Genomic DNA, 13,519 nt, shown 5'->3' on the forward strand with positions numbered 1-13,519 from the left:
TTCATCATGAAAGTCTCATTATTTGTCACGTGCCTTGTGGATATGTTTCAGACCAATGTCGGAAAGGCGACGGTTGAGGTGCTGGAACGGCTCGGGTGCGAGGTGGATTTTCCCGAGGGGCAGATTTGCTGCGGGCAGCCCGCATACAACAGCGGGTATGTGACGGATGCGAAAAAAGCGATGAAGCGGATGATTGCCGCGTTTGAAGAAGCGGAGTACGTCGTCAGCCCGTCAGGTTCCTGTACGACGATGTTCCGTGAATATCCGCATCTGTTTCAGGACGATCCGAAGTGGGCCGCAAAAGCGCAGCAGCTTGCGGACAAAACATATGAGTTAACAGATTTTATCGTCAACGTTCTCGGGGTGGAGGATGTCGGGGCGGTGCTGCATAAAAAAGCGACAGTCCATACATCATGCCACATGACGAGGCTGCTCGGCGTGTCGGAGGAGCCGATGAAGCTTTTGCGCCATGTCAAGGGGCTCGAGCTGACCGCGCTTCCCGGAAAGCACCAATGCTGCGGATTCGGAGGAACATTTTCTGTGAAAATGGCGCAAATCTCTGAACAAATGGTGGATGAGAAGGTCGCCTGCGTGGAAGACACGGAGGCCGAGGTGCTGATCGGGGCGGATTGCGGATGTCTGATGAATATCGGCGGGCGTCTTGACCGTAAGGATAAAAACGTCAGAGTCATGCACATCGCAGAAGTGCTGAACAGCAGATAAGACGAGAAACAACAAGGGGGTAAAATCATGGCGATGAAAATCGGTACCGCCGCTTTTAAAGAGCGGGTATCAGAAGGAATAGATAATGAGTTTATGAGAGGAGCCGTCTCCGGAGCGCAGGAACGGCTCAGGACAAGAAGGCTTCAGGCGGCCGAGGAATTGGGAAACTGGGAGGATTGGCGTTCCCATGCGGAAGAAATCAGACAGCATGTGCTGGACAATCTTGATTTCTATTTGGAACAGCTCGCCGAAAACGTCGCCAACAGAGGCGGGCATGTCTTTTTCGCCGAAACGGCGGAAGAAGCGTCCTCCTATATCCGCGATGTCATCCGTCAGAAAAACGCCAAAAAAATCGTAAAATCCAAATCCATGGTGACAGAAGAAATCAATATGAACGAAGTGCTTGAGGAAGAGGGCTGTGAAGTCACAGAAACGGATCTCGGCGAATACATTCTCCAGATTGACGATCACGATCCGCCGTCACATATCGTTGCTCCCGCTCTTCACAAAAACAAAGAGCAGATCCGTGACGTGTTTAAAGAGAGACTCGAATACAAACAGACGGAAAAACCGGAAGAGCTCGTCATGCACGCGCGCAGCGTCCTCCGGAAAAAATTTCTCGAAGCGGATGTCGGCATCACGGGCTGCAACTTTGCAATCGCGGATACCGGATCGGTCAGTCTCGTGACAAACGAAGGAAACGGCCGCCTTGTGTCCGCGCTGCCGAAGACGCAGATCACCGTGATGGGAATGGAGCGGATCGTTCCTTCATTTTCTGAGTTTGAAGTGCTTGTCAGCATGCTGACGAGAAGCGCGGTCGGCCAGCGGCTTACAAGTTACATTACGGCGCTGACGGGCCCCCGGCAGCAAGGAGAAGCTGACGGGCCTGAGGAATTCCACCTCGTGGTTGTGGATAACGGGCGTTCCCGCATACTCGGCACGGAATTCCAATCGGTGCTGCAATGTATCCGCTGCGCCGCCTGCATCAACGTCTGTCCCGTGTACCGGCATGTCGGCGGACACTCGTACGGGTCCATCTATTCGGGTCCGATCGGCGCCGTCTTATCGCCTCTTCTCGGCGGATATGACGAATACAAGGAGCTCCCGTACGCATCTTCCTTATGCGCGGCCTGTACGGAAGCGTGTCCGGTTAAAATTCCGCTGCACGAGCTGCTGCTCAAGCATCGGCAGAACATTGTGGAAAAAGAGGGCAAAGCGCCGATCAGCGAAAAACTGGCGATGAAAGCCTTCGGGCTCGGCTCGTCATCCCCGTCCCTTTATAAAATGGGATCGAAATGGGCGCCTGCCGCCATGACGCCGTTTACGGAGGATGACAAAATATCAAAAGGGCCGGGGCCGTTAAAAGAATGGACGGCAATACGGGACTTCCCTGCGCCGCATAAATCGAGATTCAGAGATTGGTTTAAAGACCGGGAAAAACAAAAGGGGGAAGAATGATGATGAAAGGGACGGTTACACATCAGGAATCCTTTCTAAACCGGATCGCCGGAAGTCTGGGCAGAGAGCGCAGGAAATCAGGCGTGTCCCTGCCTGAATGGAAGTATCAGCCTCAATATCAAACGCATGCGGACTGTACGGAAGACGATCTTGTCACGATGCTGAAAGACCACTGCGTCAACATTCATACCGAACTGATCGAAACGGATGCAGCCGGGCTTTACGACGCTTTGCGCGCGCAGGTGAACCGCTTTGAAGGAGGGCCTGTCATCATTCCGAAGGACAGCCGGTTTGAAATGTACGGCTTGCAGACCCTTATGACAGAAGAGTGGCCGGACGAAGGGATTTCCGTTTGGGAATGGGACGCGGAACAAGGAGCGAAAAATATTGAAAAAGCGGAACAAGCGAATGTGGGCATCACATTCAGCGAGATCACGCTTGCGGAATCAGCCACCGTCGTTTTGTATGCGTCAGAGCATGCCGGCCGTTCCGTCAGCCTGCTTCCGACCACCTATATCGCAATCATCCCGAAATCTTCTATTGTGCCGAGAATGACACAGGCCAGCGATATACTGAAACAGCAGATCAGAGACGGCGTCACCGTTCCTTCCTGCATCAACTATATTACCGGACCGAGCAACTCGGCCGATATCGAAATGGATTTGGTTGTCGGCGTCCACGGACCCGTTAAAGCCGCTTATATCCTTGTGAATGACCGATAAAAAAACAAACCCCGGTTTGCGGCCGGGGTTTGTTTTTATATAAACGCGTTAATGATCATGATAAAACAGATCGCACTGACAGAAATAATCGTTTCCATCGCCGTCCATGTCAGGAACGTTTCTTTTACCGTCATTCCGAAATACTCTTTAATGAGCCAGAAACCGGAGTCATTGACATGTGACAGAATCAAAGAGCCCGCTCCCGTTGCCAAAACGAGAAGCTCGCTGCTGACGCCCGGCATGACAGATGCAATCGGAGCAACAATGCCGGCCGCCGTCATCATGGCGACAGTCGCTGAACCCGTGGCGACACGGATGACCGCCGCGATCGTCCAGCTTAAAAGAACGGGAGAGAAGCTTGAGTGTTTCGCCATGTCAGCGATATACGTGCCGACGCCTGAATCAATCAGGACGTTGTTAAAAGCGCCGCCGGCTCCGATCACAAGCAGAATGGAAGCAATCGGTCCCAGACAGTCATTGCTGAATTTTAAAATGCTTTCTCTGTCAAAGCCCTGATAAAAACCAAGGCTGAAAAAGGAGTAAACCGTGGCGATCAAAAGCGCCGTGACAGGGTCGCCGATAAATTTAAAAGTTTCATAGAGCGTGCTTTTTTCCGGAAGCGCAATTTCGGCAAGCGTGGCCATAAGCATCAGGATCACCGGTACCAATATCGTAAACAATGTATTTGCGAATCCCGGAAGCTTGCGTTTTTCATTCCGTTCAATAAATTGTTTTTTCAACAGTTCGGGAACGGGTTTATGAATGCGCTTACCAATCCATTTTCCGTAAAGCGGCCCCGCGATGATGGCAGTCGGAATGCCGACGATTAAAGAAAACAAAATCGTTTTTCCGACATTGGCGTGATAAATGCCGACAGCCGCCATCGCCGCCGGGTGGGGCGGAACCAATCCGTGCACGACGGAAAGTCCCGCAAGGAGCGGAATCCCGATCGTCACTAATGAAACCCCGGTTTCAATCGCAATCGTAAATAAAAGCGGCACGAGCAGGACGAAGCCGACCTGGAAAAAGACCGGGATGCCGACAATAAAAGCGACGGCCATCATCGCCCAATGCACTTTCTTTTTGCCGAAGCGGCCGATCAGGGTGTGGGCGATCCGCTCCGCACCGCCTGATTCAGCCATCATTTTGCCGAGCATCGTACCGAGGGCCAGCACGATCGCAAGCAGCGAAAGCGTATTGCCGAGCCCGGTTTTCATCGAAGTGATAATGTCCGGCAGATTCATGCCCGTTGCGAAACCGACAAGGATGGATGTAATCAAAAGACTGATAAAAGGATTTAACTTAGCGACCGTAATCAATAAGAGTAAAACGATAATAGCGGCAATGACAATAAACAGTAACATGACCTTTTCACCCTTTCAAAGAAGAATTAACGGCTTTGTTTGAGCTGAAATTCACTGATGACGTCAAATTCATCTTTGAGCTTGTCATACAGCCGCTCGTATAAGTAAAACAGCTCAATATATGTTTCGCTGTTTTTGACGTTCGGTTCATGGCGGTGCGAAATTCTGATCCAGTCCTGAACATCCTCGATCCGTTCCATTTCGCCAAGGCTGTGCAAAGCGAGAACGGCCGCTCCGAGCGCAGAGGCTTCGTAACTTTCCGGAACGAGGACTTCCCGTCCCATCGTATCGGACAAAATCTGCCTCCACAGCGGCGATCTCGCAAATCCTCCCGAAGCCCGCACGTCTTTTGCGGGGCCCGCCAAATCTCTCAGTGCGACACCGATTGAAAAGACGCTCATGATGACGCCTTCCAGCACCGCTCTGATAAAATGCTCCCGTTTATGGCGGAGGCTGATGCCGAAAAACGTTCCGCGGGCATTCGGGTTCCAAAACGGCGCGCGCTCCCCTGATAAAAACGGCAGAAACAGCAATCCCTCAGAGCCTGCGGGCACTTTATCAGCAATATCAATCATTAAATCGTACGGATCAATGCCGAGCCGCTTCGCCGTTTCAACTTCCGGAGAAGCGAATTCGTCTCGAAGCCAGCGCAGCATAATGCCTCCGTTATTCGTCGGGCCTCCGATGACCCAATGCTTGTCAGTCAGCGCGTAACAGAATGTCCGCGCTTTTTCATCCGTAATCGGCGCATCCGTCACCGAACGCACGGCTCCGCTTGTTCCGATCGTAACGGCCACTTCGCCTTTGCCGATCGCGCCGACTCCCAGGTTGGCGAGCACGCCGTCATTTGCGCCGATAATAAACGGTGTATCCGCATGAATGCCCATCCGTGCAGCGATTTCCGGCGCAAGGCCGCGCAGCTGATGAGTGGTCGGCACGATGTCCGACAGCTGATCTTCCCGGATTCCGGCAATCCGGAGCGCTTCTTCATCCCAGGAAAGCGTATCTAATCGGAACAGCCCCGTTGCCGAAGCGATCGAATAATCGACGACATAAGTTCCGAAAAACTCGTGCAGAATATATTCTTTAATACTGATGAATTTGGCGGTTTTCGCGAATGTCTCCTTATCCTGTTCTTTCATCCACACAATTTTGGAAAGCGGAGACATCGGGTGAATCGGCGTACCCGTTCTTTTATAAATATCAAAACCGTTCATCTCTTTTAAAATCCGTTTTGATTGCTCGGCGCTGCGGTTGTCCGCCCAAATGATGCTTTTGGTCAGCAGGCCGCCGTTTTGATCGACAGCTATCAATGAGTGCATGGCGGTGCTGATGCCGATTGCAAGCAGATTGTCAGGACTCAGTCCGGCCTTTGTGACGGCGCCCCTGATGCTTCCGATCACCGCTTCCAAAATGTGCTCAGGATCCTGCTCGGCCCATGCCGGCTTTGGCTGTATTAAATCATAGTGAACCGAATGCTTGGCTAACACTTTGCCTCTTGGTCCGAACAGAACGGCTTTCGTACTGGTCGTGCCGATATCCAGACCGATAACAGCTTGGGTTTCCTTCATAATATATCCCGCCTAATCTGATTGAATAATAAGATAGATTTATAATGTATGCCCTTACAAAGTCAATTATAGGAATAATTTTTTTATAAATCAACGATGAAGAAGAAAATTTTTTTCATAAAATTGCCTCAATTCCCGCTGTATCGGCATTCTCTCTTTTGAAAAATAAATATTACAAACGTTTGTGCGCGATCATTTTTCTGATTTGCTGCAAGTTGGCGAGCGTTTTCTCCTGCCGCAGCCGGGCCGTGGCGAAATACAGTGTATCAATGACCGACAGCTGGGCAAGCCTTGCGGACATCGCCTCCGTTCTGAAAGCCGTCTCCCTTGTTGATGTATACAGCACAACGTCGGAAATCTGGGTGAGCGGAGACTTTTGGTAGCTTGTAATGCCGATTGTGCCGGCGCCGAGCGATTTGGCCGTTTTCACCGCGTCGAGCACGTCCTTGTTGCTCCCCGAATGAGAAATGCCGATGACTGCGCTTTCGGGACCGAGAAGACCCGCTGACATCGCCTGAAAGTGAGAATCCGTGTGCGCGATGCAATTTATACCCGTACGCATAAATTTATGATACGCGTCAGTGGCGATCAGCCCGGAACCGCCGTTTCCGTAAAATTCAATTCTGTCTGCGAGGTGGATCATTTCTACCGCTTTTTCAACGTCGGCCGGGTCTAATAATTGAAAGGTATCGGTCAGACCGGAAATGTTTGTGCGGAAAACTTTCCGGATGATGACTTCGATATCGTCGTCGGGGCTCATTTCTTCATGAATGTGCTGCACCGGCTCCTGAACGATCTCCTGAGCAAGCGCGATTTTTAAATCCTGATAGCCGGAAAAACCGAGCCGCTTGCACAGCCTGAAAATCGTCGCTTCAGAGCTTTTCGTTTTTTCCGCCAGCTGAATGATGGAAAGGTGAACCACGTCTTTCGGTTCCTTCACGATATGGTCTGCAATCGCTCTCAATTTTGGCGACAAACCTTTGCTGGCCGCCTGAATTTTCCCGATGCTGCTTGAATTCACAGGGGTCATGCTATAACCTCCCTACTCGAATGTAAACGCATACTTTTATGATAAAGCAAGTTCTGTCATAAGGGAATCAGGTTTTGCTTTCTTTACCGCAAATGAAAGAAAAGAGAAAAGTATATCGGGGAAACCGCCTCAATGACACTTCAGACATCCGATTTTTACAAAAAGTGATCGTTCTCTGAAAAGTGCCGGTGCCCAAGTTGCCGGCGCTTGAAGTTCAGATGAATTTCTTCAAATTAGTGTTCCGCCATTAGCAGTCAGTTCTTTATTAACTGGATTGATCAAAAGAGAAGGATTATTAAGCAGGAGAACACTTGGGAAGCAGAGTCTAATCAGCTTCTCAGAAAAACTTCAAATTAATATAATAATCTAATTGCTCTGAAACGCGTACCATACATTATACTTTCAATGATTTTTAAACTCTGAGGAGGAAATTCACATGAAAGTAATTGCAATTGACTTAGATGGCACGCTGTTATCAGAGAACTTAACTATCCAAGAACAAGATGTAAGAGCTTTAAAGCTCGGACAAAAACAAGGTCATCTTGTAACAATCGCTACAGGGAGAGCTTTATTTGATGCAAAACACATCATCAATAAATATGATTTGGATTTTCCGATCATTGCTTCAAACGGCGCTCAAATTGATGTGGGAAATCAGGTCATATTCGAACATTTTATGGATTCAGATGTAATCCAACCTATCATCACATGGTTAAATAAAGAAGAAATCTATTATCAGCTTTACTTATCTGACAAAATTGTCGTATCAAATCAAGGAATTCAGCAGCTTGAAAAAGAACTTTACAATACAGTAATGGAAGAACCTCATTTTAATCAAGAAGTATTTTGGAATTCTATTAAAGCTCAGATACATCAATACGGCTTAGAGGAAATACCGGGTACAATTGACCCTATCGATTATCGGTATGTCATAAAATGTATGATCGTTTCGCCAAATCGAAGAAAATTAAAAAAAGCAAAAGAATATTTTGCACAACTGAAGGAGTGTGCCGTAACGAGTTCAGGAGCATTCAATCTCGAGATCACAAGTTCAGGAGTAGATAAAGGAGCGTCATTAAATAAACTTTGTGAACATTATGGAACGGATGCGCGGAATGCAATTGCAATAGGTGATAATCTAAATGATCTGCCTATGTTTCGTGCAGCAGGAATAGGGATAGCCATGGGAAATGCAGATAAGAAGCTTATTCAATTGGCTGCTTTTAAAACGTTATCGAATGATGAGTGTGGTGTATCTTATGCTTTTGATCACTACATTCTGACGAAAGAAGAAGACCCTAAACCGCGGAGTATACAGCCATGATCCATTTTGTGAAAAGATGTTTAATCTATATTGTCGGATTGTTTATTTTATCCGTAGGGGTTGTATGTATGATTAAATCTAATACCGGGATTGCCCCCTGGGATGCTCTGAACGTGGCTTTATCAGAACTCATTGGCCTTACAATCGGGTCATGGGTTTTCATTGTCGGAGGAATCCTTATCTTTATAAACAGCCTCATAAAAATGCGGTTTCCTAATCTAGCCGGTTTTATTCCGATTGTTATTATTGGAAGTTTTGTTGACCTTTTAAACTTAAAGGTTCTTTCGTTCTTAAAAACAGATGCTGTAATTCTTCAATGGAGTTTATTTTTGATAGGGTTGTGTATATTGGCTATGGGAATCGCTATTTATTTAAGAGCATCTTTTCCTTCGATACCGAATGATGAATTAATGCTGGCTATTACTGAACGTACAGGTTGGGGTATTAATATTACAAAGACGATAGGGGAAGCTTTAGCTTTTGTGCTTGCAATCATTCTTCAGGGGCCGATTGGGATAGGAACCATCATTGTGCTGCTGTGTCTGGGGATATTAGTAGGTTTATTTGACAAACTATTACACAAGATGGGGAAGCCCCGTTCTATCTATAGTGTGGGACAGGAAGGCGCACATATTCATGCAGGCCATGATAAAACAATGAATTAAATGCTTATTTTCCCTTGTGTTGTTCAGTGTGAAATCCTGATAACGCTGTCTAAAAAGGAGTAGCAGTAATGACAAACATTACAGAGATAGCAAAGAAAGCGAACGTTTCTCGGACAACAGTTTCTAGAGTTCTCAATAATCATCCTTATGTAAAACCTGAGAAGCGGGACGCTGTGTTAAAAGCTATGAAGGAATTAAATTATGTACCGAATTTCAACGCGATTAACCTATCCAGGGGGAAGACAAATGTATTCGGAGTCATTGTTCCTAAAATCAACCATCCGTTTTTCAGTAAACTGATTGCCGGAATAGGCGAAGAGTGTAATAAACATAATTACAGTTTACTTGTGCACCAATCAAATAACGATCCTGAACAAGAAATGGAGTTTTTTAACAGATTGAAATACAAACTTATTGACGGTCTTATTTTGGGATCCTGTGTAAGCCCCCATCACGTACTCGACGAGATATCTGGGTATGGTAATATTGTTTCCTGTGAAGCTTCTGCAAGCAAACAGGTTGCACATATATTTATTAATCATGAGTCAGGAATCAAAATGGCAATAGATCATCTGCGAAATCAAGGACATCAATCCATTGGTCTGTGTATAGGAAATCCTAAGAGCGGTGTTGGCATAAGCAGAAAAAAATCATTTTTTCACTTTCAAAATGAATACGGATTGAAATGGAGTGATAATTGGTACTTTGAGGAACAGTACACTATTGAGAATGGTATAGAAATAGCAAAATTATTACTAAATAAGTCACCTCGTCCTGCGGCAATGGTTGTAGGAAGTGATTATGTTGCGGCGGGAATCATTTATGAAGCGAAAAGACAGGGAATACGAATACCTGAAGAACTGGCGGTTATAGGATTTGATAATCAGCCGATATCTAAGGTAATAGAACTTTCAACGATACATCAACCTATTAAAGAGTTGGGACAAACAGCAGCAAATTTATTATATAACTTAATGAATAACAAAGATGTCCCCAATATAAATAAGTTGGAACTAAAACTTATTAAAAGAAAGTCAACTTAAAAAGACCACTTTATGGTGGTCTTTTTTGCTTAGCGCAGAATCAGCTCTGGGGCAGGCGCTTTGAAATGAGCTCTTTTTTTCGTTTCATCTATAAAACTGAAGGGCTTCATGGATAGGTTTTCAAGTTCATTTAGGAAATGACAAGCTTTTAATGGCACAAATGATGTCATATTCCATACAACTTTCTCATTAAAACCTATAGCACGAATATTATGCATAAGCCGATCAATTGTGTAAGAGCCTGCCGCTACATACCCTTTTCCTTGATACCACAGATTATTCCCTTCAATTTTCTCCAGTGATTGGCCGCACATGGAATCTGTGTCAATGCGATCTGTCATTGCTATAATACCCTCAGAGCCAACAAGTTCTACAACCCGCCGTGCAACTTCTAAGTCTACATGTTCACTATCAAAATTCATACAAATGGTTAATAAACCTTCTTTCGCGGCTCTCATCAAAGTACCGGGTACTTCTCCGACAAGTGTGTTGATATTATCTATGTTCCATTTATCTAACCGAGCATCTTTTAACCCCTCTAATCTATGTACTCTTTCTTGGGGTGTTCTCCAGGTGTGTTTAAAATTGTTTGGCATATCATTAAACAAATGATCTGTTAAAACGGCATCTGATCCAGTGTATTTGCTGCGTTTTTGCGCTGTATCTATAACTTTCATTATAAGTTCAGAGGTTTCCTCCGGGTATGCTTTTTGGAAGTGACCCAGCGCCGGTTTTACTCCAGCCTCCACAAGTGTATCTACAATCCATTCTAAACTTGGATGTTTTTCGGTGATATATTTCTTTAGATAGGAGTTTTCAGTCATAGCATCTGGAGACAGTACCGTATAAATAAGACCATATTCTCCACATGAAGCGATCTTTTCCCATTCTTTTTTTAAGGGTGCCCAATTCCCTTTTTCCGGTGTGCCTGCAAAGCTGGCCAATAATGGTCCTTCTAGTGAAATACCTAAAATATTACGGTAACGTCCCTTTCTCTTTTGTGTATGGAACTCTTTCATAAAGGATGCAAATTGATCTAATTGATTATGAGGAAGAAAGATAGAGGGTACACAGAAAATCCCTTCTATTTCAGCTAGTGTATTGATCTTTTCAATATCTAATTGGTCTAAATTGCTAAAATCATAGTCACCGATTCCATGACAATGAAATTCTACTGGAAGAGATGGAACTAAATAAGAACCTGATTTCTTAAAAATCCCTTCTCCTCCAATGTCAAAGTTCAGCCATTCATTATTACTATAGGTTATATCAGCGATTTTCATTACTCCGTTTGTTTCAAGGTAAGCCGGGCTGTTAAATGATGTGCTGGACTGCATAGGAAACGCCTCCTGGAAATGTTTATTTAGTATTCAGTGAAGACACATCATCATCTTAAAGTATGAAACCCGTACCATATCAACCTTTTATTATCATTTTTTGTAAAAAAGTAGGTGTTTTATTCAACTTTATACACCCGATTTTCTCGTTATTGTCATTTATATCCTGAAAATCTCCTTTAAAAACTCAAAAACACTAGCTGTAACGCCACTAATGCATCTATACTGTTTCGTGTTACGCCAACTAGTGTTCTCCACGAGTTTAATTTGTGGAATTGGTTTCATGTCAATAGCTTTAATAAATGGAATATGACTTCCGGGTATAGAACCTTGTGGGGTCATTGGAGTTGAAGTATTAGAAATGAAATGTGTACAGTTACTAAGCTGAGATACCGGAATAAGAGTAACCTTTCATATTTCTGCCAACTTTTTGCCGCTCAGTCCATATATGCCGATTACGCCATATTAGGAGCCGTCTCAATCCTCATATGAAGATAAACATGTTCAGTCAAAATGTCTTATATAGGTGATAAGAAAACCAGCGGAAAAAATTAGTATTGACTTTGAAAATAGAAGACTGTATATTATGTTACTATATTCAGAAAATAAAAACTCAAGAGATTCATTTAACATAAAACACTGTGAACGGGAGCAGTAAAAGAATCCAGTCAGAAAAAGAGAGCTGCGGGTTGGTGAAACGCGGACTGATTGTTCTTTGAACTCGCCCGGAAGTGGCAGGGCGGAACGGAATTGTCGGAATATTCCCTATGTCCTAACGGCTGACCTTCGTTAAAAGGTTTTTAAGCTGGATTCCGGATATTCGGGATCAACAAGAGTGGTACCGCGGCTGCCTGAGGCACGCCGTCTCTTTTCCTAAAGAGGCGGCGTGCTTTTTTATGTGATGAACACTTTTTGCGAGAGGGCGTGTGATAAATGGAAAAGGACAAGCAAACGTTAAAACGGACGATGTCGTCCAGACACATTATGATGATGGCGCTTGGAGGCGCAATCGGGGCCGGGCTCTTTAAAGGCAGCAGCACGGCGATTGATGAAGCGGGGCCGTCCGTGTTACTGGCCTACCTCCTCGGCGGAATCATTCTGCTGTTTATTATGCAGGGGCTGGCCGAAATGGCCGTCAGAAACAAACATGCAAGGACGTTCCGTGATTTGGTTCAGCAGTCTCTCGGTTCGTACGCTGCATACTTTTTAGACTGGATCTATTGGAAAATGTGGGTGCTCAATATTGCCGCGGAGGCGGTCGTAGCCGCCATTTTCATTCAATATTGGCTGCCGGAATGTCCGATATGGATACTGGCTTTGATCATTTCCATCGTGGTGACGGTCGTAAACATGCTTTCTGTGAAACTGTTTGCCGAGACGGAGTACTGGCTCGCGCTCATTAAAATTACAGTGATTGTCATCTTTATTTTATGCGGAATTCTGCTATTATTTTTCTCATTCGGCAATCACACGGCGCCGGGGCTGTCTCATTTAACCGATCACGGAGGGTTTTTCCCGCATGGAGCGGGGGGCGTCATTACGGCGATGCTCGTCGTGATCTACTCATACGGAGGAACGGAAATCATCGGCGTCACGCTGGCGGAGACAAAAAATCCCGAAAAGGTGATCCCGAAAGCTGTCCGAAGCACGTTAACGCGGATTGTCGCTTTTTACTTGCTGCCGTTTTTCATCATCGTCAGCCTGATTCCTTGGAATCAAGTCAACAGCGTTCCCGAAAGCCCGTTTGTCATAGTATTTAAGATGATCGGAATTCCGGGTGCCGACCATATTATGAATGCCGTCATTCTTCTTGCGATTATCTCGTCTATGAACTCGGGACTGTACGGATCATCCCGCGTCTTATTTACGCAGGCTTCTGACGGCCGGGTGCCGAAAATCTTTTCAAAACTATCGAAGAAAAAGGTTCCCGTCTATGCGATTCTGACTTGTACGTCATTTTTATATGTAGGCGTCCTGATTTCATTATTTGCGGGAAGCCAGACGTTTAATTATTTGATGGGTTCCCTCGGCTATACCGTGCTGTTCATCTGGCTGATTATTGGATTCGCCCATTTAAAATCAAGAAAACATTCAACAGAACAGCCGGCTTATTACGTCAAATGGTTCCCGTACACGACATGGTTCGCGGTGCTTGCGCTTTTGGCCATCCTGATCGGCGTAATTGCGACGACGTCCATCGTCATCACATGTATCACTGCGGCCATCTACCTGCTCATTACGGCTGCGTATCTCGTGAAAGGGAGACGTCAATAAATAAAAAA

General features: G+C 45.6%; 11 protein-coding genes and 1 other annotated feature. Of the genes, 7 read left to right on the forward strand and 4 right to left on the reverse strand.

Going from position 1 to position 13,519, the window contains the following annotated elements:
- The first annotated feature begins 6 nt into the window (after window positions 1-6).
- Genes MJQ52_RS14880 through MJQ52_RS14890 form a run of 3 tightly spaced genes read left to right on the forward strand, consistent with a single transcriptional unit; the run spans window position 7 to window position 2,903 of the window.
- A complete protein-coding gene (locus MJQ52_RS14880) occupies window positions 7-723 on the forward strand; it encodes a (Fe-S)-binding protein (RefSeq protein ID WP_007613889.1) in 717 nt (238 codons plus the stop codon).
- A gap of 27 nt (window positions 724-750) precedes the next feature.
- A complete protein-coding gene (locus MJQ52_RS14885; protein ID WP_007407375.1) occupies window positions 751-2,181 on the forward strand; it encodes a LutB/LldF family L-lactate oxidation iron-sulfur protein in 1,431 nt (476 codons plus the stop codon).
- Window positions 2,181-2,903, forward strand: a complete 723-nt coding sequence (locus MJQ52_RS14890; RefSeq protein ID WP_003151581.1) for a LutC/YkgG family protein — start codon at window positions 2,181-2,183, stop codon at window positions 2,901-2,903. Before MJQ52_RS14885 ends, MJQ52_RS14890 begins: the two co-directional genes overlap by 1 nt.
- Window positions 2,904-2,938: 35 nt before the next feature.
- On the opposite strand, the gene MJQ52_RS14895 is transcribed toward MJQ52_RS14890, so the two are convergent.
- From MJQ52_RS14895 to MJQ52_RS14905, 3 genes are all read right to left on the reverse strand, one after another.
- The gene (locus tag MJQ52_RS14895; RefSeq protein WP_015418256.1) at window positions 2,939-4,267 is read right to left on the reverse strand and encodes a GntP family permease; all 1,329 of its coding nucleotides are present in this window, start codon (window positions 4,265-4,267) and stop codon (window positions 2,939-2,941) included.
- Between the two features lie 26 nt (window positions 4,268-4,293).
- Window positions 4,294-5,838 carry a gluconokinase gene (gene gntK / locus MJQ52_RS14900; RefSeq protein WP_007407372.1) on the reverse strand — a complete coding sequence of 515 codons (1,545 nt, stop codon included), beginning with the start codon at window positions 5,836-5,838 and terminating at the stop codon, window positions 4,294-4,296.
- A gap of 172 nt (window positions 5,839-6,010) precedes the next feature.
- On the reverse strand, window positions 6,011-6,868 hold the full coding sequence (locus MJQ52_RS14905; RefSeq protein WP_071392309.1) for a MurR/RpiR family transcriptional regulator: 858 nt from the start codon (window positions 6,866-6,868) through the stop codon (window positions 6,011-6,013).
- A gap of 436 nt (window positions 6,869-7,304) precedes the next feature.
- Here MJQ52_RS14905 and MJQ52_RS14910 point away from each other — a divergent pair, with 436 nt between their 5' ends.
- The 3 genes from MJQ52_RS14910 (at window position 7,305) to MJQ52_RS14920 (ending at window position 9,900) form a co-directional block, all read left to right on the forward strand.
- The gene (locus MJQ52_RS14910) at window positions 7,305-8,192 is read left to right on the forward strand and encodes a Cof-type HAD-IIB family hydrolase (protein WP_094247484.1); all 888 of its coding nucleotides are present in this window, start codon (window positions 7,305-7,307) and stop codon (window positions 8,190-8,192) included.
- A complete protein-coding gene (locus tag MJQ52_RS14915) occupies window positions 8,189-8,857 on the forward strand; it encodes a YczE/YyaS/YitT family protein (protein WP_156735813.1) in 669 nt (222 codons plus the stop codon). The genes MJQ52_RS14910 and MJQ52_RS14915 overlap by 4 nt, the downstream gene beginning before the upstream one ends.
- 68 nt (window positions 8,858-8,925) lie before the next feature.
- Window positions 8,926-9,900: a LacI family DNA-binding transcriptional regulator gene (locus MJQ52_RS14920; RefSeq protein WP_070082404.1), complete on the forward strand. Its 975-nt coding sequence runs from the start codon at window positions 8,926-8,928 to the stop codon at window positions 9,898-9,900.
- Between the two features lie 29 nt (window positions 9,901-9,929).
- On the opposite strand, the gene MJQ52_RS14925 is transcribed toward MJQ52_RS14920, so the two are convergent.
- Window positions 9,930-11,237, reverse strand: a complete 1,308-nt coding sequence (locus MJQ52_RS14925) for an N-acetylglucosamine-6-phosphate deacetylase (RefSeq protein ID WP_265210230.1) — start codon at window positions 11,235-11,237, stop codon at window positions 9,930-9,932.
- Window positions 11,238-11,869: 632 nt separating this feature from the next.
- Window positions 11,870-12,109 (forward strand) — a binding site (T-box leader).
- A 61-nt stretch (window positions 12,110-12,170) separates the two neighbouring features.
- On the opposite strand from MJQ52_RS14925, the gene MJQ52_RS14930 reads away from it, so the two are divergent.
- Window positions 12,171-13,511 carry an amino acid permease gene (locus MJQ52_RS14930; RefSeq protein WP_022553812.1) on the forward strand — a complete coding sequence of 447 codons (1,341 nt, stop codon included), beginning with the start codon at window positions 12,171-12,173 and terminating at the stop codon, window positions 13,509-13,511.
- Window positions 13,512-13,519: the final 8 nt, after the last annotated feature.

The sequence above is a fragment of the Bacillus sp. jun7 genome, from assembly GCF_051034795.1.
Classification (GTDB): domain Bacteria; phylum Bacillota; class Bacilli; order Bacillales; family Bacillaceae; genus Bacillus; species Bacillus velezensis.